This is a genomic window from Ramlibacter lithotrophicus (genome assembly GCF_012184415.1).
In the GTDB taxonomy this organism is placed as follows: Bacteria; Pseudomonadota; Gammaproteobacteria; order Burkholderiales; family Burkholderiaceae_C; genus Ramlibacter; species Ramlibacter lithotrophicus.
The window spans coordinates 46,737-68,275 of the sequence record NZ_VTOX01000003.1 but is presented as its reverse complement, the minus strand read 5'-3'; the positions used below and the strand labels follow the sequence as shown (position 1 = coordinate 68,275).

At 71.6% G+C, this 21,539-nt stretch carries 20 protein-coding genes; 7 read left to right on the top strand and 13 right to left on the bottom strand.

All coding sequences use genetic code 11. The features are described 5' to 3' along the window. Window positions 1–69: 69 nt before the first annotated feature. The 7 genes from RAMLITH_RS10165 to RAMLITH_RS10135 all read left to right on the top strand — a co-directional run bounded on the left by RAMLITH_RS10165 (window position 70) and on the right by RAMLITH_RS10135 (window position 10,340). Window positions 70–1,788: a methyl-accepting chemotaxis protein gene (locus RAMLITH_RS10165; RefSeq protein ID WP_168107297.1), complete on the top strand. Its 1,719-nt coding sequence runs from the start codon at window positions 70–72 to the stop codon at window positions 1,786–1,788. Window positions 1,789–1,876: 88 nt separating this feature from the next. Next, entirely contained in the window at window positions 1,877–3,595 is a 1,719-nt protein-coding gene (locus tag RAMLITH_RS10160) for a methyl-accepting chemotaxis protein (RefSeq protein ID WP_168107296.1), read from the top strand. A 213-nt stretch (window positions 3,596–3,808) separates the two neighbouring features. After that, window positions 3,809–4,276 (top strand): cache domain-containing protein, encoded by a 468-nt coding sequence (locus RAMLITH_RS10155; protein WP_168107295.1) that lies wholly within the window; start codon window positions 3,809–3,811, stop codon window positions 4,274–4,276. Between the two features lie 100 nt (window positions 4,277–4,376). After that, window positions 4,377–6,125 carry a methyl-accepting chemotaxis protein gene (locus RAMLITH_RS10150; protein WP_168107294.1) on the top strand — a complete coding sequence of 583 codons (1,749 nt, stop codon included), beginning with the start codon at window positions 4,377–4,379 and terminating at the stop codon, window positions 6,123–6,125. Window positions 6,126–6,225: 100 nt separating this feature from the next. Next, window positions 6,226–7,917, top strand: coding sequence for a flagellar hook-associated protein FlgK (flgK, locus tag RAMLITH_RS10145; RefSeq protein WP_168107293.1), 1,692 nt, complete (start codon window positions 6,226–6,228; stop codon window positions 7,915–7,917). A 14-nt stretch (window positions 7,918–7,931) separates the two neighbouring features. Further along, complete coding sequence (gene flgL / locus RAMLITH_RS10140; protein WP_168107292.1) at window positions 7,932–9,134, top strand: flagellar hook-associated protein FlgL; 1,203 nt, start codon at window positions 7,932–7,934, stop codon at window positions 9,132–9,134. Between the two features lie 9 nt (window positions 9,135–9,143). After that, window positions 9,144–10,340, top strand: a complete 1,197-nt coding sequence (locus RAMLITH_RS10135) for a PAS domain-containing sensor histidine kinase (protein ID WP_168107291.1) — start codon at window positions 9,144–9,146, stop codon at window positions 10,338–10,340. Here RAMLITH_RS10135 and fliR read toward each other — a convergent pair. The 13 genes from fliR to fliF all read right to left on the bottom strand — a co-directional run bounded on the left by fliR (window position 10,318) and on the right by fliF (window position 21,411). Next, window positions 10,318–11,115, bottom strand: coding sequence for a flagellar biosynthetic protein FliR (fliR, locus tag RAMLITH_RS10130; protein WP_168107290.1), 798 nt, complete (start codon window positions 11,113–11,115; stop codon window positions 10,318–10,320). The two genes, RAMLITH_RS10135 and fliR, sit on opposite strands and share 23 nt — an antisense overlap. 36 nt (window positions 11,116–11,151) lie before the next feature. After that, complete coding sequence (gene fliQ / locus RAMLITH_RS10125; protein ID WP_168107289.1) at window positions 11,152–11,421, bottom strand: flagellar biosynthesis protein FliQ; 270 nt, start codon at window positions 11,419–11,421, stop codon at window positions 11,152–11,154. A gap of 3 nt (window positions 11,422–11,424) precedes the next feature. Continuing rightward, window positions 11,425–12,180 carry a flagellar type III secretion system pore protein FliP gene (gene fliP / locus RAMLITH_RS10120; protein WP_168107288.1) on the bottom strand — a complete coding sequence of 252 codons (756 nt, stop codon included), beginning with the start codon at window positions 12,178–12,180 and terminating at the stop codon, window positions 11,425–11,427. Beyond that, window positions 12,177–12,626: a flagellar biosynthetic protein FliO gene (fliO, locus tag RAMLITH_RS10115; protein WP_168107287.1), complete on the bottom strand. Its 450-nt coding sequence runs from the start codon at window positions 12,624–12,626 to the stop codon at window positions 12,177–12,179. Before fliO ends, fliP begins: the two co-directional genes overlap by 4 nt. Continuing rightward, entirely contained in the window at window positions 12,623–13,111 is a 489-nt protein-coding gene (fliN, locus tag RAMLITH_RS10110; protein WP_168107286.1) for a flagellar motor switch protein FliN, read from the bottom strand. Before fliN ends, fliO begins: the two co-directional genes overlap by 4 nt. Beyond that, window positions 13,104–14,105, bottom strand: a complete 1,002-nt coding sequence (gene fliM / locus RAMLITH_RS10105) for a flagellar motor switch protein FliM (protein ID WP_168107285.1) — start codon at window positions 14,103–14,105, stop codon at window positions 13,104–13,106. The genes fliN and fliM overlap by 8 nt, the downstream gene beginning before the upstream one ends. 19 nt (window positions 14,106–14,124) lie before the next feature. Beyond that, window positions 14,125–14,616, bottom strand: coding sequence for a flagellar basal body-associated protein FliL (gene fliL / locus RAMLITH_RS10100; RefSeq protein ID WP_168107284.1), 492 nt, complete (start codon window positions 14,614–14,616; stop codon window positions 14,125–14,127). A 108-nt stretch (window positions 14,617–14,724) separates the two neighbouring features. Then, on the bottom strand, window positions 14,725–16,176 hold the full coding sequence (locus tag RAMLITH_RS10095) for a flagellar hook-length control protein FliK (protein ID WP_168107283.1): 1,452 nt from the start codon (window positions 16,174–16,176) through the stop codon (window positions 14,725–14,727). After that, entirely contained in the window at window positions 16,173–16,634 is a 462-nt protein-coding gene (gene fliJ / locus RAMLITH_RS10090; protein WP_168107282.1) for a flagellar export protein FliJ, read from the bottom strand. Before fliJ ends, RAMLITH_RS10095 begins: the two co-directional genes overlap by 4 nt. Window positions 16,635–16,644: 10 nt before the next feature. Further along, window positions 16,645–18,057: a flagellar protein export ATPase FliI gene (gene fliI / locus RAMLITH_RS10085; protein ID WP_168107281.1), complete on the bottom strand. Its 1,413-nt coding sequence runs from the start codon at window positions 18,055–18,057 to the stop codon at window positions 16,645–16,647. A gap of 3 nt (window positions 18,058–18,060) precedes the next feature. Further along, on the bottom strand, window positions 18,061–18,750 hold the full coding sequence (gene fliH, locus RAMLITH_RS10080) for a flagellar assembly protein FliH (RefSeq protein WP_168107280.1): 690 nt from the start codon (window positions 18,748–18,750) through the stop codon (window positions 18,061–18,063). After that, window positions 18,734–19,732, bottom strand: coding sequence for a flagellar motor switch protein FliG (gene fliG, locus RAMLITH_RS10075; protein ID WP_168107279.1), 999 nt, complete (start codon window positions 19,730–19,732; stop codon window positions 18,734–18,736). Before fliG ends, fliH begins: the two co-directional genes overlap by 17 nt. After that, window positions 19,729–21,411: a flagellar basal-body MS-ring/collar protein FliF gene (fliF, locus tag RAMLITH_RS10070; protein WP_337786145.1), complete on the bottom strand. Its 1,683-nt coding sequence runs from the start codon at window positions 21,409–21,411 to the stop codon at window positions 19,729–19,731. The genes fliG and fliF overlap by 4 nt, the downstream gene beginning before the upstream one ends. Between the last annotated feature and the right edge of the window lie 128 nt (window positions 21,412–21,539).

Below are 21,539 nucleotides of genomic sequence, written 5' to 3'. Positions count from 1 at the left end.
GGGAAGGGCAGTGCCGCACGGCGCAGCACGGCAACTGCCCAAGCATCAACAAAGGGAGGGAAGTCACAAATGAAGAACTGGAAGATCGCCACGCGGATGGCGCTTGGCTTTGGGCTCGTGCTCGCACTTCTGACGGCGTCGTCCGTCATCGGCGTGTTCAGCTTCATGTTCATCGGACAGGCAACCGGGGAGCTGGTGGACCGGGCCGTGCCCATGGAGCGGGTGGCAAGGGAGTGGCTTCAGGGGACGGTCGCCAACCTGGCGCGGACGGTCGCGATGGCAAAGACCAGCGATCAGGACCTCGAAGCGTTCCTGCAGAAGGAGATCAGTGCCGCGTCCGCGCAGATTTCCGGGCACCAGAAGAAGCTCGAGTCCATGATCTCCACGGCAGAGGAAAAGGCGCTGATGGCGCAGATCGCCAACAAGCGCGCCGCGTATCTGGATGCGCGCAAGGCCGTCATGAAGGCCAAGGCCGACGGCAACACGGCCCAGGCGCGGCAGCTCGTGGAGCAGGGGCTGGTCCCCGCCGTCGCTGCGTACGAGGCGGACCTCACAGCGATGGTGGAGATGCAGGTCAAGGACGCCGCGGCATCCGCCGGCAAAATCGAGCACCTGCGCCAGCGGGGCGAGCTTGTCCTGGTCGTCGTCGGCGCCGCCGCGGTGCTGCTCGGGCTCGCCGTCGCCTGGACACTCACCCGCGCGATCACCCGCCCGTTGAGACGGGCGGTGGCATTGGCCGAAACAGTCGCCGCCGGCGACCTCACCACGACGGTCGCGGTGGATTCACGCGACGAAACCGGACAGCTGCTGCAGTCGCTCAAGGACATGAGCGGTTCCCTCGCGCAGGTGGTGGCGCAGGTCCGCGCCGGCACCGACGCGATCTCCACCGCCTCGGGCCAGATCGCCTCGGGCAACCAGGACCTGTCGCAGCGCACCGAGGAGCAGGCGGCCTCGCTCGAGGAGACGGCCGCGTCCATGGAGGAGCTGACCGGGACGGTGAAGCAGAACGCGGACAACGCCCGCCAGGCCAACCAGCTGGCGCAGCTGGCCTCGGAAGTGGCCGTCAAGGGCGGCTCAGTGGTCGGACAGGTGGTCGACACGATGGGGGGCATCAACGCCGCCTCGCGCAAGATCGCCGACATCATCACGGTGATCGACGGGATCGCGTTCCAGACCAACATCCTGGCGCTCAACGCGGCGGTGGAGGCGGCGCGCGCCGGCGAGCAGGGCCGCGGCTTTGCCGTGGTGGCCTCGGAAGTTCGCAGCCTGGCGCAGCGATCGGCGGCGGCCGCCAAGGAGATCAAGGCGCTGATCGACGACTCCGTCAGCAAGGTGGATACCGGCAGCGAACTGGTCGGCCAGGCCGGCGCGACGATGGACGAGATCGTCGGCAGCATCAGGCGGGTGACGGACATCATGGGCGAGATCGCGGCGGCCAGCGCCGAGCAGACGCGCGGCATCGAGCAGGTCAATCAGGCGATCACGCAGATGGACCAGGTGACGCAGCAGAACGCGGCGCTGGTGGAGGAAGCCTCGGCCGCGGCGCAGTCCATGCGCGAGCAGGCCGGCGCGCTGGTGCAGGCGGTGAGCGTGTTCAAGGTGGACGCAATGGCCACGGTCCGGTCCCTCGCGCCGGCGGCCAGGCCTGCGCAAGCGGCTGCCCGGCGCGTGGCCGCCGCGCATCCGGCGGCCGGAAAGCTCGCGGCCACGGCGCAGAAAGCCATTCCCGCGGGCCAACGCGAACCGGCGCTCGCCGCGAGCGGCAAGGACGAGTGGGCCGAGTTCTGATCCACTACGGCGCGGCCGCCACCGCACGCCCGCCCACGGCGGCGACCTGACATCCCTTCTTCCTTCCAAACCCATCGGAGTGTTTTTCGTGTCTCTCAGTAGTCTTTCCATCGGCAAACGCCTCACGCTGTTCATCGCCCTGATCCTGCTGCTGTTCGTCGGGAGCAGCCTGATCGCGGCAGTGCGCATGCGGCAGCTGGGCGTGGAGATCGACGCGATGGTGGAGAAGAACATCAAGATCGAACGCGCGTGGTCCGACTGGATGCGCAACACTTCGAACGGCGTTCAGCGGGCAGCGGCCATTGCGAAGAGCAGCGACGCGGGGTTGGTGGCCTACTTTGCGCCTATCACCGCCAAAGCGGTGCAGGAAACCACCGTGCTGCAAAAGTTCCTGGAAGGGGCGCTGGACACGGCCGAAAAGCGCGAGCGTTTCGACAAGATCGGCCAGATCCGCAAGGCTTACCTGACCTCGCGCGACGAGGTCGCCAAGGCCAAGGGGGCCGGCGACGTCGAGGCCGCCAGCAAGATCTTCGCCGAGAAGTTCGAACCCACCTCGACGGCCTACATCGCGGCGGTGCAGGAAATGGTCGAGTTGGAGCGCCGTGACCTCGATGCGGCAGCCCGGCGCACGCGGGAACTGCGGGCGCAGGCCACGACGCTGCTGCTCGCGTCCGGCGGGGTTGCCGTCGCGCTTGCCCTGGTGCTGGCCTGGCGGTTGACTCTCAGCATCACCGGTCCGCTGCGGCGAGCGGCAGAGATTGCCGACGGCGTCGCCAAGGGCGACCTGAGCCGCCGCATCTCGGTCCAGGGCAAGGACGAGGTCGCCGCCCTGCTGGGGTCGCTGGCTGCGATGCAGGCCAGCCTGACGGACATCGTGCGGGACGTGCGGCAGGGCACCGACGCGATCTCCACCGCCTCGGGCCAGATTGCCTCGGGCAACCAGGACCTGTCGCAGCGCACCGAGGAGCAGGCGGCCTCGCTCGAGGAGACGGCCGCGTCCATGGAGGAGCTGACCGGGACGGTGAAGCAGAACGCGGACAACGCCCGCCAGGCCAACCAGCTGGCGCAGCTGGCCTCGGAAGTGGCCGTCAAGGGCGGCTCAGTGGTCGGACAGGTGGTCGACACGATGGGGGGCATCAACGCCGCCTCGCGCAAGATCGCCGACATCATCACGGTGATCGACGGGATCGCGTTCCAGACCAACATCCTGGCGCTCAACGCGGCGGTGGAGGCGGCGCGCGCCGGCGAGCAGGGCCGCGGCTTTGCCGTGGTGGCCTCGGAAGTTCGCAGCCTGGCGCAGCGATCGGCGGCGGCCGCCAAGGAGATCAAGGCGCTGATCGACGACTCCGTCAGCAAGGTGGATACCGGCAGCGAACTGGTCGGCCAGGCCGGCGCGACGATGGACGAGATCGTCGGCAGCATCAGGCGGGTGACGGACATCATGGGCGAGATCGCGGCGGCCAGCGCCGAGCAGACGCGCGGCATCGAGCAGGTCAATCAGGCGATCACGCAGATGGACCAGGTGACGCAGCAGAACGCGGCGCTGGTGGAGGAGGCTTCGGCGGCGGCGCAGTCCATGCGCGAGCAGGCCGGCGCGCTGGTGCAGGCGGTGAGCGTGTTCAAGCTGCAGGGCGGCCCGGCGCCGCGCGTCGAACCGGCCGCCGTCCAGGCCGCGGCGTCTGGACACCGGGCGCCGCCAGCGCCGCAGCGCAGGCTCGAGCGGGCCAGGCCGGCAAGGGCGGTGCCGCCGCAGCCGCAGCTCGCGGTGGCCGCCGTCGCAGAAGCAGGCGAGTGGCGCGAGTTCTAGTCCCGCGCCGGCTGCACGACGAAGGCGCAGCCGCCGCGGAAGAGCGCGATGAATGCCCCGGTGTTCGGCCATTTGGAACCCGTGGCAGCCCCGTACATTGATGCCGGGACCTCGCGTGCCCGGGCGCGCCGCGTGGCCCCGCACGCGCGCGACGGCATTCACGGCGCAACGCCGCCAAGATTTTTTTCAACCGTGAGAGAAGGAGAAGCCCCGATGAAGACCACATTCGCCATGCCCGCCGCCCTCGTGCTCGGCGCGCTGCTCGCCGCCGGCCCCGCGTGGAGCGCGGAAGGCGCGGCCACCGCCAAGGAAGCGGAAGCAATGGTCAAGAAGGGAGTGGCGTTCATCAAGGCCAACGGCAAGGACAAGGGCTACGCCGCCATCAACGACAAGTCCAATGCCCAGTTCCACGACCGTGACCTGTACCTGGCCGTGCACCAGCTGGACGGCAGGGCCGTCGCCCACGGCACCAACGAGAAGATGGTCGGCAAGATGGTGATCGACCTGAAGGACACCGACGGCAAGGAGTACATCAAGGAGCGCGTCGAGTGGGCCAAGACCAAGGGCAGCTTCTGGACCGACTACAAGTTCCTCAATCCGGTCAGCAAGAAGGTCGAGCCGAAGACGGCGTATTGCGAGCGTCTCGACGACACGGTCGTCTGCGGCGGCATCTACAAGTAAGCACGACGGCGGCGCGCGGGCGGCGCCCGCCTGCCGCCGACCGACCGGTTCGGCGCGCGCCCGCGCCAGTCAGGCACCGCGGCGGTGCCGAGGAAAGACCATGAAAGTGTGGCACAAGGTGGTGGCCGCCCCGGCCGTCGCGATCGCGTTCCTGGCGCTGCTGGGCGCCGTCTCCTACGGCGTGATGACCCGGCAGCAGGCGGCGCTCGGCGACATGTACAACCTGCGGTTCGGCAGCTACCAGCTCGCCGCGAACTCGTCGCAGGCGATCAGCGAGGTGCATTCCAACGTGTACCGCCTGCTGACGTGGATCAACAACCTGAAGGAAGACAGGATCAAGCAGGTCGCGGACGACCAGCAGGCCAAGGTGACCGCCGTGATCAAGGCGGTGGGGCGCTTCGGTGCCGACGAGCGCCTCCTTCCCGAGGAGCGGCAGCTCGCCCAGGCCGCGGTGAAGAAGCTGGAAAAATACCGCACCGACATCGAGACCGCGATCGACCTCAGTTCCGTCGCGGTGGAAACGGGCATGAGCGCGATGCAGACGGCCGACGGCGGTTTCCAGGCGCTGCTCAAGGACCTGAACCAGCTCGTGGCCCTGGAGACGCGCCTGGCCAGCGAGCAGTACGAGGCCGCGGGCCAGGCGTTCCGGCAGCTCGTGCTGGCGCTCGGCGTGATCCTCGTGCTCGCGCTCGCCGTCTCGGCCGCCACGGCCATCGCGATGAGCCGGCTCATCGTGCGTCCGATCGGGGCGGCCAGGGACGTCGCGCAGCAGATCGCCGCCGGCGACCTCACGAACTCGATCGATGCCGGGGCCAGCGACGAGACCGGGGCGCTCCTCGAGGCGCTCAGGCACATGAACGACTCGCTGGGACGCATCGTCGGCGACGTCCGCACCAGCAGCGAGGCGATCTCGACCGCGTCCCACCAGATCGCTGCCGGCAACCAGGACCTGTCGCAGCGCACCGAGGAGCAGGCGGCCTCGCTCGAGGAGACGGCAGCCTCGATGGAGGAGCTGACCGGGACGGTGAAGCAGAACGCGGAGAACGCGGCGCAGGCCAACCGGCTGGCCCAGTCCGCGTCCGAGGTTGCCGCCCGGGGCGGCACGGTGGTCGGTCAGGTCGTGGCAACGATGGCGTCGATCAACGAATCGTCCCGCAAGGTGACGGACATCATCGCCGTCATCGACGGAATTTCCTTCCAGACCAACATCCTGGCGCTGAACGCTGCGGTGGAAGCGGCGCGCGCGGGCGAGCAGGGGCGCGGTTTCGCGGTGGTCGCGCAGGAGGTGCGCAGCCTGGCCCAGCGCTCGGCGGCGGCAGCGCGCGAGATCAAGGGCCTGATCGACGATTCGGCGGGCAAGGTGGGCGAAGGCAGCCGGCTCGTCGCCGACGCCGGGCAGACCATGCAGGAGGTCGTCGCCAGCATCAGGCGGGTGAGCGACATCATGGCCGAGATCGCGGCGGCCAGCCAGGAGCAGACGCGCGGGATCGAGCAGGTCAATCAGGCGATCACGCAGATGGACCAGGTGACGCAGCAGAACGCGGCGCTGGTCGAGGAAGCCTCGGCCGCGGCGCAGTCCATGCGCGGGCAGGCCGGCGCGCTGGTGCAGGCGGTGAGCGTGTTCAAGGTGGACGTCGGCGCCACCGCGACCGAACGCCCGGAGTTGCCCGTGGCCGGCTCGCGGCCGTTGCATCGCCCGCCAGGGCTGCCGCCGCGCAAGCCGCTGGTCGCCAGGCCGGCGTCCCAGCCCGAGGCGGCACCGGTCGCGGCCGAAGCGGGGACCCGGCGGGCCGGGCAGCGAGGGCCGGTCATGGCCGGGGCCGGCAAGGACGAGTGGACCGAGTTTTGACGCGCGTCCTGTCGGCCGTGCGGAACGTGCCGATAAACAGCAATAGGGGAGCCCGCGCGACGGGCGCCACCGCCACGACAGCATCCGAAAGCCAGGTTCCATGTCCACTCTGTTCTCCACCGGCCTGTCCGGCCTGACCGTCGCCCGCACGGCCCTCGCGACGACGGCGCAGAACACGGCCAACGTCTACACCGAGGGCTACAGCCGGCAGAAGGTCGTGGTCCAGGCCAATCCGGCGAATGCCACCATCGGCGGATTCCTCGGTACGGGCGCCCGGGTCACCAGCGTCCAGCGCAGCTACGACGAATTCCTCGCGGCCCAGCTGTCGCGCGCCGATTCGTCGGCCGCCGGGCTGGAAACCTACGCGACGCAGATCAGCCGGCTGGACAACCTGCTGGCCGACCGCGACTCCGGCCTGTCCGCGCTGATGCAGAAGTTCTTCACCGGGGTGCAGGGCGTCGCCGACACGCCGGCGGATCCGGCGGCGCGCCAGGAGATGCTCAGCACGGCGGCGGCCCTGGCCGGCAAGTTCCGCTCGGTCGACCAGTACCTGACGGACCTGAACGCATCGCTGAACGAGCAGATCGCCGGCAGCGTCAGCCAGGTCAATGCCATCGCCACCCAGGTGGCCAGCCTGAACCGGCAGATCTCGCAACTGGCCGCGGCCACCGGCGGCCAGCCGCCCAACGACCTGCTGGATACGCGCGACAAGCTGGTGAACGACCTCAGCAAGCTGGTCGACGTCGCGGTCGTCAGGCAGGACGGCGGCCAGTACAACCTCTTCGTCGGCAGCGGCCAGACGCTCGTGCTGGGCGACCGCACCGCGACGATGGCCGCCGTCACGTCGGCGGCGGACCCCACCCGCACGGCGGTGGCCCTGGTCGGCGTGGACGGCGAGGCGATCGAGCTGAGGGACGGCGAGGTCGGCGGCGGCGCGCTCGGCGGCGTGCTGGCGTTCCGATCGCAATCGCTCGCCGGCACGCAGAACGCGATCGGCCGCCTGGCGACGGCGCTGGCGGTGCAGTTCAACCAGCAGCATGCGCGCGGGATCGACCTGCGCGGCGACCCCGGCGGCGATTTCTTCCGCCTGTCGGGGCCCGAGGTCTATCGCGACACCCGCAGCCAGAATCCCGATCCGCTCCAGTTCACGGCGGCGATCGACGACGCCGGAGCGCTCACGACCAGCGACTACCAGGTCCAGGTCAGGCTCACCGCGGGCGTGCCGGGCCTGGCCGTCACCCGGCTGTCGGATGGACAGCCGGTCGATTTCACGCCGGTGGGCGCCGATCCGTCGGCACCGGGCAGCATCACCTTCGACGGCATCGAGCTCAGCTGGGCGGCCGGCACCCCGCAGGCGGGTGACTCGTTCCTCGTGGTTCCGACGCGCTCCGCCGCGCGGAACTTCGACGTGGCGGTCGCCGACCCCGTCGCGATCGCCGCCGGCGCCGGACCCGCGGACGACGGCGGCCAGAGCGGGCCGTCCGACGGGCGCAATGCCCTGGCCCTGGCGGGACTGCAGCGCGCGGCCGTGGTCGGCGGCACGGCGACCTTCAACGGCGCCTACGCGCGGCTGGTCAGCGAGGTCGGCAACAAGGCGATGGAGGTCGAAGTGGCCTTCACCAGCCAGTCCAGCCTCGCCGGCCAGGTGCGCGCCAGCCTCGACTCGGTGGCCGGCGTGAACCAGGACGAGGAGACGGCCAACCTGCTGCAGTACCAGCAGATGTACCAGGCGAACGCCAAGGTGATCCAGGCCGCCTCCACCATGTTCGACACCATCCTCGGCTTGCGCTGAGCAGGATCCACGCTATGCGAATCAGCACGCAGGCATTCTTCGAACGCAACGCCGCCGGCATGGGCCGCCTGCAGCAGAAGCTGTTCCAGGTCCAGCAGAAGATCGGCGCCGGCAGCAAATTCATCACGCCGTCGCAGGATCCGGTCGCCGCGGCGCGGGCGCTGGGCGTGAGCCAGTCGCTGGCCGAGACGTCGCAGTACGCGGCCAGCCGCAGCCGGGCCGGGCAGTCGCTCGCCATGGAAGAGACCGCCCTGCAGTCGGCCACCCGCGTCCTGCAAGAGGTCAAGGCGCTGATCGTCCAGGCCGGCAACGGCACGCTGACGGATGCGGACCGCGCCACCCTGGGCACCGCGCTGGAAAGCCAGTTCGCGGAACTGCTGGGCGTCGCCAATTCGACCGACGGGAACGGGCAGTACCTGTTCGCGGGGTTCAAGGGCGACGCCCCGCCCTTCGTGGCGCAGGGCGCCACCGTGGCGTACAACGGCGACCAGGGACAGCGGCTGGTGCAGGTCGACGTTTCGCGCCAGATGGCGGTGACGGACGACGGCGAGAGCGTGTTCCGCGCGGTGCAGGGCAGCGCGGTCCGGGTGCCCGCGGCCGGCGCCGGCAACCAGGGATCGGGCGTCTTCGGCGGCGTGAACGTCACCGACGGCGGGAACTACGAGCTGACGTTCGACACCACCGCCACCGCGACGGCCAAGGCGACGTACACGCTCAGGAACGCCGACGACGGCACGGTGCTCGCGAGCGGCGACTTCACGGCCGGCGAGCCGATCACGGCTGCGGGCCTGTCCGTGCGGATCGACGGCGCACCGGTCGCCGGCGACGTCTTCACCGTCGGCAATGCGCAGCAGGCCGGCACCGACGTGTTCCAGGCGATGCGCGACCTGATCACCGCCTTGCGGGTTCCCGCGACCGACGCAGCTTCCCTGGCAGACGTGCGCAACGCGCTCGGCACGGCCAACGCGAAGATCACCAACGCCCACGACAACGTGCTCACCGTGCGCTCGGCCGTCGGCTCGCGCCTGGCCGAACTGGACTCGCTGGACGCGAGCGGCGAATGGCGCAACATCGTCGACCAGACCTATCTCTCCGAACTGCAGGACCTCGATTACGCGAGCGCGCTGACCGAGTTCGCGCAGCGCGAGAGCAACCTGCGGGCCACGCAGCAGACCTTTGCCCGGCTGCAGAGCATCGCCTTGTTCAACTACCTGTAGCGCCCGGCGATGCAACCGATCGCCCTCGGCCAACCGGTCACACGCTGCGCCGGCTCCGCACACCAGCGCGAGCGTTCCGCCGGCATGCCGCCGGGCGGCCCCGGGGAGGAATTCGACCTCCTGTTCGCCGCCACCTCGGACGGCGTGCTGCTGCTGGGGCCGGGCGGGGCCGTCGAGCGCGCCAACCCGGCCGTCGCCGAACTGCTCGGGGCGCAACCGGGCCAGCTGGCCCGCGTCACCGCGGTGCGGACGCTGCTCGCGCCACGCGACCACCGGGTCGAGCCGCTGATCGCGGAGTTGCGGCGCGCCGGCAAGGCGGCCGGCACCGTCACCGCCCTGCGCGTTGACGGCACGCCAGTGGACGTGCAGGTGCGCATGACGCAGTACCCCGGCGCTGCCGGCGAGCCGCGCGTCATCGTCGTGTTGCGGCCTGCCGCACCGTCGGCCTCGTCCCCAGGCTCCGCGCCCGTCTCCCCGCGGCAGTTGCCGGTGTCGGTCGCGCACGACCTGCAGGCGCCCCTTGGCACCCTCGCCGGCTTCGCCAGGGCCCTGGACCGGGTGCTGGGTCCTGAGGCGTCGCCCCGCAGCCGCCACTACGTCGAGCGCATCCTGGCGGCCGTCGGGCAGCTGGAAGGCCACATGGAGGCGCTGCTCTCGTCCGCCCGGATCGCGCACGCGCCGCTGGCGGTGCGCCGGGTCGATCTCAGCGGCGCCGCACGCCGCATCCTGCGCGATCTCCAGCTGCGCGACCTCGACCGCATCGTGTCGGTGCAGGTGCAGGACGGCATCTGCGGCGGAGGCGACCCCCACCTGCTCACCGTCCTGCTCGACAACCTGCTGGCCAACGCCTGGAAGTTCACCGGCCGCCGCGCCGAAGCGAGCATCAGCTTCACTGCCCAGGCGGCGCCGGATGGCGAGGTGGTGTACCAGGTGCGCGACGACGGCGCCGGCTTCGACATGGCGCACGCCGGAAAGCTGTTCCGCGACTTCCAGCGCCTGCATTCGCAGGCCGAATTCCCGGGCACCGGGATCGGGCTGGCCAACGTGCAGCGCGTCGTCGAGCGCCATGGCGGCCGCATCTGGGCCGAGTCGGCGCCGGGCCGGGGCGCCACCTTCTCGTTCACGCTCGGCACCTGCGCCGCGGCCGGGTGCGTGCCCTGCCAGTACGGCCTCGAGCCGCCGGTCAGGGACGAAGTGTCCGCATGACCTGACCAGCGTTGTCAAGCGCCGCCGCGAACCGCGGGTCGAGGAAGCCGGCCAGTTGCGGCATCAGGAGGTACAGCATCGCGACGCCCGCCAGCAGCGTCAGCGGGAAGCCCACGGCGAAGATGCTGAACTGGGGCGATGCGCGGTTGAGGATGCCCATCGCCAGGTTCAGGATCAGCAGCGCGGTGACCAGCGGCAGCGCGAGCATCAGGCCGCTGGCGAAGATCTCCCCCGCCGAACGCACCAGCACGGCCCAGCCGGCCGCGGACAGCGGCGCCGCGGCGACCGGCAGCGTCTCGAAGCTCTGCGCCAGCACCGCGATCAGGAGCAGGTGGCCGTCGATGGCGAGGAAGATCAGCACCGCCAGCATGTACAGCAGGCGCGACACGACCATGGTGGTGCCGTTGCTGGACGGATCGAAGAACGATGCGAACGACAGGCCCATCTGCAGGCCGATGTACTCGCCGGCGACCTGCACGGCGGCGAACACCAGGCGCATGGAAAAGCCCATGGCGATGCCGGCGAGGACCTGCTGCACGGCGATCCAGACCCCCTCGGCCGAGACGCTGGGCACCGCCGCCGCCGCGCCGATCGACGGCGCGAGGGCGAACGCAAGCAGGGCGGCGAGCGCGACCTTGACCTGGCGCGGCACGGCCGGGTCGCCCAGCACCGGTGCCGTGGCGACCAGGGCCAGCATGCGGACGAACGGCCACAGGAAGGCCGCCGTCCAGGCCATCAGCTCCGCGGAGGTGACGGAGATGACGGCGGGGCCCATCGCGTGTTCGGTGGCCGGGAGGCGCGGCGGTCGGGCTCAGCCGACCAGCTGCGGAATCGAGCCGAACAGCTGCCGCATGAAGGCGACCAGTTGCGCGAGCATCCAGGGCCCGGCCACCACCAGCGCGACGAAGACGGCGATCAGCTTGGGAATGAACGAAAGCGTCGCTTCGTTGATCTGCGTGGCCGCCTGGAAGATGCTGATCACCAGGCCGACCACCAGGGCGACCAGCAGCAGCGGGGCGGACACCAGCAAGGTGAGCTGGATGGCCTGCGCCCCGAGCGACATGACGGTTTCGGGCGTCATGGGCTACAAGGTGAAGCTCTGCGCGAGCGCGCCGACCAGCAGCTGCCAGCCGTCGGCGAGCACGAACAGCATCAGCTTGAACGGCAGCGCGATCGAGGCGGGCGGCACCATCATCATGCCCATCGACATCAGCACGCTGGCGACGACGAGGTCGATGATGAGGAAGGGGATGAAGATCGTGAACCCGATCTGGAACGCGGTCTTCAGCTCGCTGATCACGAACGAGGGCAGCAGGATCCGGAACGGCACGTCCTCGGGCCCCTGCATGGCCGGCACCTTCGCCAGGCCCGCGAACAGCGCCAGGTCGTTCTCGCGGGTCTGCTTCAGCATGAACGACTTGAACGGCGCCGCGCCGCGCTCCAGCGCCTGCTCGGCGCTGATGCGGTTTTCCGAGAACGGCCGGTACGCATCGGCGTAGGCCCGCTCGAAGACCGGGGACATGACGAAGAAGGTGAGGAACAGCGAGAGGCCGACCAGGATCTGGTTGGGCGGCGAGGACTGGGTGCCGATGGCGGTGCGCAGCAGGCCCAGCACGATCAGGATGCGGGTGAAGCTGGTCATCGACAGCATCAGCGCCGGCAGGAAGGTGAGCGACGTCAGCAGCACCAGCGTCTGCACGCTGAGCGACCACGTCTGCGTGCCGCCCGGCCCCGGCCTGACGACGACGCCGGGCAGCCCCTGGGCCGCCGCCAGCGTGGGCAGGATGGCCGCCGCGGCCAGGGCGGCGCAGGCGAGGAAGCGGCGGATCCGGGGTGTCATGCCGCGGGACCGCTGCCGGTCAGGGCGTGGCGCAGCCTGGCCGAAAACATCCCGACCATCGGGCTTGCAGGCTGACCGGCAGCGGCTGCCGCGCCGGCAGCCTGCGCGGGCAAGGTATGCAGCGTGTTCACCTGGCTGGCGGTGACGCCGAGGACCAGCCAGCTTCCCGCCACCTCCACCACCACCACGCGTTCGCGGGTGCCGACCGCGGTGCTGGACACCACCTTCACGATGCCGGAGCCGGTGAGCCGCTGCAGGCCGATGCGGCGGGCGGCCCACGCCAGCAGGAAGATCAGTCCGACCACTACCAGCAGGCCCGCCAGCGCCTGCAGCATCCCGCCGCCGGCCGGCGGGGGCGGCGGCGCGCTCGCCACCGTCGGCAGGGCCGCGAGGGCGGGTGCCCCGGCCAGGCCCGCCAGCGCCGCGATGCAACGAAAGGCGGTCATGAGCGTGCGAGCTTCTGGATGCGCTCGGAGGGCACGACGATGTCCGTCAGGCGGATGCCGTACTTGTCGTTGACCACCACGACCTCGCCCTGCGCGATGAGATAACCGTTGATGAACACGTCCAGCGGCTGGCCGGCCAGGCCGTCGAGCTCCACCACCGAGCCCTGCGAGAGGCCCAGCAGGTTCTTGATGGTGACGCGGGTGCGCCCCAGTTCGGCCGTGAGCTGCACCGGGATGTTCTTGATGCGCTCCATGTCCAGGTCGACGCCGCCCACCGGGCGCGCGGGTTCGATCTGCTGGAACACGTGGGCGGCCGCGGGCTGCACGGCGGCGGGGGGCGGCGCGGCCGGGCGCGCGGCGGCCGTCTGCTCGGCCAGGGCGGCGGCCCAGTCGTCCCCGCCGGCGGCGGCCGCGGGTGCCGGGCCGGGCGCGGCGGCCTGCTCCGCCATCGCGGCGGCCCAGTCGGCGTCGGTAGCTTCAGTCATTTTCCAGTCGGTCCTCGAGTGCGTGATGGAAGACCTGCTCGACGCTCACTGCGTAGTGGCCGCCCGACGTTCCGTAGCGGCCCTGCAGGACGGGCGTGCGCTCGACCAGCGCGGTGACGCGCTGGGGCAGCTCGATCGGCAGGACGTCTCCCTTCCTGAGGTGGAGGAGTTCCCCCACCGTGGCGTGAATCCTCACGAATTCAACGGCCAGTTCCACGTCGGCGCTGTGGACCTGGCGCGCCATCTGCCGGACCCAGCGCTTGTCGACTTCCATCGCGTCGGATTGGATCGGGTTGGCGAGCAGGTGCCGCAGCGGCTCCAGCATGGAGTACGGCAGGCAGACGTGGACGAACCCGCCCACCGGGCCGAACTCGATCTGCAGCGTGCTGGTGACCACCACCTCGTTGGGGGCCACGATGTTGGCGAGCCGCCCGTGCATTTCCGAGCGGATGTATTCGAACTCGAGCGGCAGCACCGGCTTCCAGGCCTCGCCGTAGCATTCGAGCGCCATGTCCAGCAGGCGCTTGATGATGCGCTGCTCGGTGCGCGTGAAGTCGCGGCCCTCGATGCGCATGTGGTAGCGGCCGTCGCTGCCGAACAGGTTGTCCACCACCAGGAACACCAGCTTGGGGTCGAACACCACCAGGCCGGTGCCGCGCAGCGGCTTCATGTGCAGCATGTTGATGTTGGCGGGCACCGGCAGGTGCCGGATGAAGTCGCCGTACTGCTGCACCTGGAAGCCGCCATTGGTGATGTCGGGACTGCGGCGCATGAAATTCAGCAGTCCGCCGCGCAGGTGGCGCGCGAAACGCTCGTTGATCAGTTCGAGCGTCTGCATCCGGCCGCGCACCACCCGCGCGTGCGAGCCGAGGTCGTAGACGGGCAGGCCGTCCTCGGGCGCGGCGGGCGCGGCGGCGGCGGCGGCGGAGTCGCCGGTGACGCCGTTGAGGAGCGCGTCGACTTCCTCTTGCGACAGGACCTGCTGGTAGGCCATGGTGGTCGGTACCGGCGCTCTACTGGAGCACGAAGGCCGTGAAGCCGACGCCCTCGATCCCTTGCGGGGGCAGGCCCTTGGCCACCGGCCGGTTCAGCTCGGTCCGGATCTGGTCCGCGAGCGCCAGCTTGTCCTCGAGCGAGGCGAGGCCGGCCGGATCGCGGTTGGACAGCAGCAGCAGCAGGCGGCTGCGCAACTCGGGCATCGCCTCGTTGACGCGCGCCTGTGCCTTCTCGTCGTTGACCTTGAGCGTGAGCCCCACGTGCAGGAAGCGCTGCCGCGCGTCCGGCAGCACATTCACGGTGAGCGGCTCCAGCGTCACGAAGATCGGCTTGACGGGCTTGGGCGCCGGCGCCGCCAGCACGGCGTTGCCGCGCATGAAGAAGACCGCGGCGCCGCCAGCGGCCGCCAGCGTGGACAGGACGGCCAGCGCCAGCACGATCTTGCGCGAGCGGCGGACGGGAGCCGGTGCGCCGGTGGCGGCGGGAGCGGGCTGGGAAGGGGTGGCCATGGTGCTGCTTGTCTTCGCGTCGGAGGCTATTCTTGGCCGGCCGGGGCGAATCCGAAGCGCCGATGAAGCCCGGGAAATCCCCTCTGCTCGCGGGATCGCCGGCCGGCCTCAGGCGAAGGTGTCGACGGCTCCGGCACGGCCGCCGCGCACGGCGCCGCCGTGCGGCTTGGCCGGCCCGCGCTCGTCGCGGGGCGCCGCCTGCTCCCCGCGAGCCGGCCGCTCGCCGCCGTCCTGGCCGGTCCGCTGCTCGCCGGCACCGGAGCCGACCGTTGCCTGGCCGAGGTTGATCCCGCTCTCCGCGAGGCCCGTGCGCAATTGGGGCAGCGCTGCCTCCAGGGCATGGCGCACCGCGGCGTGCTCGGTGACGAACAGGACCTGCGCCTGGCTTTCGACCAGCGAGAGCTTCACGTGCAAGGGGCCGAGCTCCGCCGGATTGAGGTGCAGTTCAACTTCGCCGCCGGCCGGCAGCCGCACGATCTGCTGCGCCAGGGCCGGGGCCCAGTCGGGAGCGCCGACCGGCGGCGCCAGGTGCGCCACGGTGGCCGGCCCGGCCGGGGCGGACGCGACCGTGGGCGCGGGGAGGCCCGTGGCCGGCGGCAGCTGGGGCGGCGCCGGCGCGGCCTCGGGCGCCGCCGCCAGTTCGACGTCGGACGCGAGCGCGGCGGAGGGCGCTGCCGGATCGCCCTGGAGTTCTATGGGGGCGCGTGGCGGCGCGGCGGGGGACGAGACCGACGCGGCCGCCGGCGCCGCAACGTTGCGGGCGGTTGCGCTCGCCGCGACCGCTGGTGCCGTTGCCGTTGCCGCAGCTGCGGCGGCCACCGTGGCTGCCGGCGGGGGCAGGGCGACGACGCCGACGTCCGGGGTGGCTTCCGAGGTTGCGGCCGACGTGGCGGGGAGCTGGCGCCACTGGCCTTGCGGCGCGGGAATTCCGGGCTCAGGCGCGGCCTGCACGCGGGCGGCAGGCGGCGGCGGCAGACCCGCGGGGGCGGCGGCCGCGTGCGGCACGGCCAGCGCCGCGGCGGGGGCGTCCAGGCCGGGCCGCGGGTCGACGGGCAGGGCCCGTGGTCCTGCGCCCGGCAAGGTCGTAGCCGGCATCGGTGCTCCCTGGCCGGGCACGGCCGGCGTGGCGGCCAGCATGAGCGCCAGGGCGTCGAAGCGGGCCTGCCCGGTCGCGAGGGCTTCCGGCGCGGCGCCACCTTGCGGCTCGTCGGCCTCGCGGGCCGCGTGCTCGCCGGGGCCGGTGGGGGCCTGGCGCGGGACGTCCAGGAGCGCCGCGAGGCTCGCCTGCCCGTCGCCGGGCGCCGCACGACGGCCCGCGTCGGTCGCGGGCAGCGCGGCGGCCAGCATCATGGCCATGGCGTCGAGTCGTGGCAGCTCGCTCGCGAGTGCGTCGGGCGCGGCGGCGGATTGCAGCTCGCCGTCTTCGGAGAGGGCGTCGACCGAGGCATCGAGGGTGTCCGCGAAGCTGGCCGGCCCATCGCCAGGCGTGGCGGCCGCAGCCTGCCGCGCGGAGGCGGCCGGCGCGGCGATCGACAGTGCCTGCAGGACCGCGGGCGTCATCGCACCTCCCCGGCATGCGCGACGCCGGCCTGTGCCATGCGCGCCGCCTGCTCGTCGCTCGCACGCTGCTCGCGCCGGCCCTGGACGATCGCCTCCTGCCGCTGGAGGCGGTCGGCCAGCGTCTCGTAGGCATTGAGCCGGCGCCGCTGGTGTTGCCAGTCGACGCGGCCGCCTTCCAGCCGGGCCTGCGCCTGGGCCGCCGCGGCGCGCTGGTGCTCGATGCCGGCATCGAGCGCCCGCATGAACTCCTGGTAGTTGCGCCACTGGGCCGTGGTGGCGCCTTGCGCCAGCAGCGAGTGCAGCTGGCGCGCGTACTCCTGGCGGTATTGCAGCAGCAGGTCCAGTTTCGCCGACGCGCCGAGGTTGGCGTCGCGCAGCGCGGCAAGCTTGCGTGCCGCCTCGTCGGTGCGGTTGCGCGCGAGCTGGGAGAGGGTACCGATCGGGAGTTGCGAAGGCATGTGCTGCTTCTCAATTGGTCGGGAAGATGGCGCCCAGGCGGGCGATGGACTGGGCGTAGTCGGTGCGTTCGTGCATCTGCTGCTGCAGGAAGGCTTCCAGGCGCGGGTACAGGGCGATCGCCTCGTCCAGCTGCCGGTCATGGCCCGGCGAATAGGCGCCGACGCTGATCAGGTCGCGGTTGCGCTGGTAGCGCGAGAGCGTCTGCTTGAACCGGCGCACGACGTCGAACTGGCCGGGGTCGATCAGCGAAGTCATCGCCCGGCTGATCGAAGCCTCGATGTCGATGGCCGGGTAGTGGCCGGCCTCGGCGAGCGTGCGCGAAAGCACGATGTGGCCGTCCAGAATGGCGCGGGCGGCGTCGGCGATCGGGTCCTGCTGGTCGTCGCCTTCGGACAGCACGGTGTAGAACGCCGTGATCGAGCCGCCGCCGTGGTCGGCGTTGCCGGCCCGCTCCACCAGGGCCGGCAGCTTGGCGAACACCGATGGCGGATAGCCCTTGGTGGCCGGCGGCTCGCCGACCGCCAGGGCGATCTCGCGCTGCGCCATCGCATACCGGGTGAGCGAATCCATGATCAGCAGCACGTCCTTGCCCTGGTCCCGGAAGTGCTCGGCCAGGCACGTCGCGTAGGCCGCGCCCTGCAGCCGCAGCAAGGGGGAAGTGTCGGCCGGCGCCGCCACCACGACCGAGCGGGCCAGCCCTTCGGGGCCCAGCGTGTGTTCGATGAACTCCTTGACTTCGCGGCCGCGCTCGCCGATCAGGCCGACGACGATCACCTCGGCGCTGGTGTAGCGCGCCATCATCCCGAGCAGCACGCTCTTGCCGACGCCGGAGCCCGCGAACAGGCCCATGCGCTGGCCGCGGCCCACGGTGAGCATCGCGTTGATGGCCCGCACGCCCACGTCCAGCACCGAGTCGATCGGCGCGCGGGTCAGCGGGTTGATGGGCGGCGCGCCGAGCGGCACCTTGCGCGTCGCGTCCAGCGGGCCGAGACCGTCCAGGGGCCGGCCCCCGGCGTCCACGACCCGCCCCAGCATGCCGGCTCCGACCGGCAGCTGCTTGGTCGCGGCCGGCAACGAGGCGCCGGCGGACGCGACCGTGGCAGCGGCGAACACCCGCGCTCCCGGCAACAGGCCCGCCACCTCGGTCTGCGGCATCAGGAACAGGCGATCGCCGGCGAAGCCCACCACCTCGGCCTCGGCGTGCGCGCGCCCGTTGCCGGTGGCCAGTTCGATCAGGCAGTCGCTGCCGACCGGCAGTTGCAGGCCCACCGCCTCCAGCACCAGGCCGACCGCGCGCGTGAGCCGGCCCGAAGTGACGGTGGGCTCGACGGCGCGTACCTGGGCGCGGCACCCGTCCAGGCGGGCCTGCCAGGCCCGCGTGTGGGGGTTGGCGGCCGGGGTGGCGATGCTCGCGTCGGGCATGGCTCAGGCCGCCGGCATGCCGGCGAGCGCGGCGCTCACCCGCGTCCAGCGCGTTTCCAGGGTCGCGTCGTGGGCGCCGCTGCCGGCCCGGACAAGGCAGCCGCCGCGCGTGACGGTGTCGTCCGGCAGGACCTGCCAGCCCGCGGCCCGCAGTTCGGCGCCCAGCACCCCGGCCACCAGTTCGGCGTCCAGCGGGTGCAGCAGCAGGCGCGGCTCGCCCTGCAACGCGGGCTCGCGGCGCAGCAGGTCTTGCACCACGGGCACGAGCAGCTCAGGCCTGGCGTCCAGCGAACGATGGATCACCTGCCGCGCGAGGTCCAGGGCCAGGGCGACGACGGCCTCGGCCAGATCCTCCTCGGCGCGGCGCAACGCCGCCGGGAGGCTGGCGGCGGTCGCCAGCAGCTGCGCGGCCTGTTGTTCCATGGCCGCCTTGCCGGCGGCGAGCCCGGCCGCATAGCCCTGGTCATGGCCTTGCGCGAGGCCCGCCTTGCGGCCTTCGGCCATCCCGGCGTCCCGCGCCTGCTGGCGCAGGCGTTCGAGTTCGGCGGGGTCGACCGCCGGCTCGCGCGGACGCGCCGCGGCGGCCGGCGCCGCACGGGCGGGCGCGGGCCGCGCGACCGAACCCATTTCCCAGCGCTGCCAGGCGCTCGCGGCCGGCGCCGGGCGGCGCGTCAGTTCATCCAACGAGTTCATCAGCGCCCGGGGCGGAGATCACGATCTCGCCGGCATCGGCCAGGCCGCGCACGACCTGCAGGATGGCCTTCTGCTCGGCCTCCACCTGCGACACCCGCACCGGGCCGCGCAGTTCGAGGTCCTCGCGCAGTGCCTCGGCCGCCCGCTGCGACATGTTGCCGAAGAACTTTTCGCGCAGCTCGGGCGTGGCGCCCTTGAGTGCCACGATGAGGGAGTCGTTGTCGACGTCCTTGAGCAGCCGCTGCATGCTGCGGTCGTCCACGTCCAGCAGGTTCTCGAAGACGAACATCTCGTCCACGATCTTCTGGGCCAGCGCCTCGTCGGTGTCCCTGACCTGCGTCAGCACCTCCTCCTCCTGTGACGTGCTCATGAGGTTGACGATTTCCGCCGCCGTACGCACGCCGCCGAGGCGGCTGCGCTTCAACCCGTCGCCGGAGAGCATCTCGGTCAGCACGTCGGTCAACTCCGCCAGCGCCGTCGGCTGCACGCCGCCGAAGGTGGCCACGCGCAGGACCACGTCGGTACGCAGCCGCGCCGGCAGTCCCTCCAGGATTTCGGCGGCCTTCAGCCGATCCAGGTGGATCAGCAGCGTCGCGATGATCTGCGGGTGCTCGTCGCGGATCAGCTCCACGATCTCGACCGAGTCCAGCCGGTTCAGGCGCGCGATGCCGCCGCGCGGCATCTCGGAGCGCAGGATCTCGTCCAGCAGGCCGCTCGCGTGGTCGCTGCCGAGCGCCTTCTGCAGCACCGCGCGCACGTAGCCGCCCGAGTCGAGGTGCAGCACCGACAGTTGCTCGGTCTCGTCGCGGAACTCGGCCATCACCGCCGCCAGTTCCTCCTTGGAGACCTGGGACAGCCTGGCCATTGCCAGGCCCAGCGCCTCGACCTCGCCGGTGTCGAGGGCGCCGAGGACGGCCGCCGCGCGGTCCTCGCCCAGCGCCATCAGCAGGATCGCGCCCTTGCGCGCGCCGGTGTCGCTCATGTCGTCGTCATCCAGTGGCGGATCAGCGAAGCGACCAGCTTCGGATCCTTCTCCGCGGCCTGCTGCGCGTATTCGATGTCGGCCTTGCGCCGGCTGTTGAGCCGGTCGAGCGTCGCATCGCGCTCGGCCTGCACGAGCTGCAGGGTGGCGTTCGCGCCGGCGATGGCCGCCTGCTGCGCGTCCGCGCCTTCCGGGGGCGCCACGGCCACCAGTTCGGATGGCTGCTTCGCCGCGCGCTTGCGCTGCCGCATGACGGCGACGAAGACCAGGAGGAGGGCCAGGGCCGCCAGCAGGGCGCCGGCGCCGGTCCTGGCCAGTTCGACGGTGGCGGGGTCCTTCCACGCCGGCACGACGACCTCGGGCACGGCTTCGACCGAGAACGGGCTGTTGACCACGTTGAGCGAGTCGCCGCGCGCCTGGCTGAAGCCCATCGCCTCCTTGACCAGGTTGCGCACCTGTTCCAGTTCCGCCGCGCTCAACGCCGCCATCGTCACCTTGCCGTCGGCGGCGCGCACTTCGCGGTGGTTGACCACGACGGCCACCGACAGCCGCCTGGTCGCGCCCGCGCCCTGCTGGGTGTGCCGGATCGACCGGTCCAGCTCGTAGTTGGTGGTGGTGTCGCGCCGTGCGTTGCCGGCGGGCTTGGCCGGGGGCAGCGCACCGCTCGCGCCCCGCGTGGGAGCGCTGGCCGCGCCCAGCGGCGCCACGGCGTTCGGCGGCGGCTGGTTGGACAGCGCCCCGGGCACGCCGCCGGCGCCGGACCCGCGTTCCTGCGACGACTCGCTGGTCTGCTGGCTGCGGATCGCCGCCGTCGCGGCGTCCTGGTTGGGGCGGTATTTCTCGTCGGTGTGCTCGACGACGCTGAAGTCCACGTCGGCCGCCACCTGCGCCCGCACGTTGCCGGCGCCGACCAGCGGCTGCAGGATGGCCTCGATGCGGCGCACGTAGCTCTGCTCGATGTTCTCGACGTATTTGAGCTGCGAGCCGTCCAGGCCGCGCGTGCCCGAATTGGCGGCCGAGAGCAGGTTGCCGCGCTGGTCGACCACGGTGACGGCCTTCGGGTCGAGCTCGGGCACGCTGCTCGAGACCATGTGGACGATCGCGCTGACCTGGCCGTCGTCGACGCCGCGGCCGCGGTGCAAGGTGAGCACGACCGACGCCGAGGGCTTCTTCTGGTCGCGCACGAACAGCGAGGCCTTGGGCAGGGCCAGGTGCACCCGCGCCGACTCCACGGCGCCGATCGAGCCGATCGAGCGCGCCAGCTCGCCTTCCAGCCCACGCTGGTAATTCACCTGCTCGGCGAACTGGCTGGTGCCGAACTTCTGGTTGTCCAGCAGTTCGAAGCCGGCGGCGCCGGCCTTGGGCAGGCCCTGGGCCGCGAGCTTCAGCCGCGCCTCCGCCACCTTGTCGGCCGGCACCAGGATCGCGCCGCCGCCTTCGGTGAACTTGTACGGCACGTTCATCTGCTGCAGCGACGCGATGATCGCGCCGCCGTCGCGGTCGGAGACGTTGGCGTAGAGGACCTTGTAGTCAGGCGCGCGGCCCAAGAGGACCACGGCGGCGATGGCCGCCGCGATCGCGGCCGCGCCGACGATGAGGGCGAGCCGCGGCTGGGAACGCACGCGTTCGACCACGGCGCCGACCGCCGGCAGCCCCGCCGCCGCCCCGTGCGCGGGCACGGCGGGCGCGGCCGGGCGGACCGCGGCGGCCGCGGTGGAAACGGGTGCACTGAGTTCGTTTGCCAATTTGATGCGGTGTAGCGCGCCGCCCGGGTGGCCCCGGGGCCTTGGCGCTGGTGCCGATTCTG

Excerpts from the sequence above, each read along its gene's own strand:
- RAMLITH_RS10165 (WP_168107297.1), top strand. The coding sequence starts at position 70 with ATGAAGAACTGGAAGATCGCCACGCGGATGGCGCTTGGCTTTGGGCTC.
- RAMLITH_RS10155 (WP_168107295.1), top strand. The coding sequence starts at position 3,809 with ATGAAGACCACATTCGCCATGCCCGCCGCCCTCGTGCTCGGCGCGCTG.
- RAMLITH_RS10150 (WP_168107294.1), top strand. The coding sequence starts at position 4,377 with ATGAAAGTGTGGCACAAGGTGGTGGCCGCCCCGGCCGTCGCGATCGCG.
- flgK (WP_168107293.1), top strand. The coding sequence starts at position 6,226 with ATGTCCACTCTGTTCTCCACCGGCCTGTCCGGCCTGACCGTCGCCCGC.
- flgL (WP_168107292.1), top strand. The coding sequence starts at position 7,932 with ATGCGAATCAGCACGCAGGCATTCTTCGAACGCAACGCCGCCGGCATG.
- RAMLITH_RS10135 (WP_168107291.1), top strand. The coding sequence starts at position 9,144 with ATGCAACCGATCGCCCTCGGCCAACCGGTCACACGCTGCGCCGGCTCC.
- fliR (WP_168107290.1), bottom strand. The coding sequence starts at position 11,115 with ATGGGCCCCGCCGTCATCTCCGTCACCTCCGCGGAGCTGATGGCCTGG.
- fliQ (WP_168107289.1), bottom strand. The coding sequence starts at position 11,421 with ATGACGCCCGAAACCGTCATGTCGCTCGGGGCGCAGGCCATCCAGCTC.
- fliP (WP_168107288.1), bottom strand. The coding sequence starts at position 12,180 with ATGACACCCCGGATCCGCCGCTTCCTCGCCTGCGCCGCCCTGGCCGCG.
- fliO (WP_168107287.1), bottom strand. The coding sequence starts at position 12,626 with ATGACCGCCTTTCGTTGCATCGCGGCGCTGGCGGGCCTGGCCGGGGCA.
- fliN (WP_168107286.1), bottom strand. The coding sequence starts at position 13,111 with ATGACTGAAGCTACCGACGCCGACTGGGCCGCCGCGATGGCGGAGCAG.
- fliM (WP_168107285.1), bottom strand. The coding sequence starts at position 14,105 with ATGGCCTACCAGCAGGTCCTGTCGCAAGAGGAAGTCGACGCGCTCCTC.
- fliL (WP_168107284.1), bottom strand. The coding sequence starts at position 14,616 with ATGGCCACCCCTTCCCAGCCCGCTCCCGCCGCCACCGGCGCACCGGCT.
- RAMLITH_RS10095 (WP_168107283.1), bottom strand. The coding sequence starts at position 16,176 with ATGACGCCCGCGGTCCTGCAGGCACTGTCGATCGCCGCGCCGGCCGCC.
- fliJ (WP_168107282.1), bottom strand. The coding sequence starts at position 16,634 with ATGCCTTCGCAACTCCCGATCGGTACCCTCTCCCAGCTCGCGCGCAAC.
- fliI (WP_168107281.1), bottom strand. The coding sequence starts at position 18,057 with ATGCCCGACGCGAGCATCGCCACCCCGGCCGCCAACCCCCACACGCGG.
- fliH (WP_168107280.1), bottom strand. The coding sequence starts at position 18,750 with ATGAACTCGTTGGATGAACTGACGCGCCGCCCGGCGCCGGCCGCGAGC.
- fliG (WP_168107279.1), bottom strand. The coding sequence starts at position 19,732 with ATGAGCGACACCGGCGCGCGCAAGGGCGCGATCCTGCTGATGGCGCTG.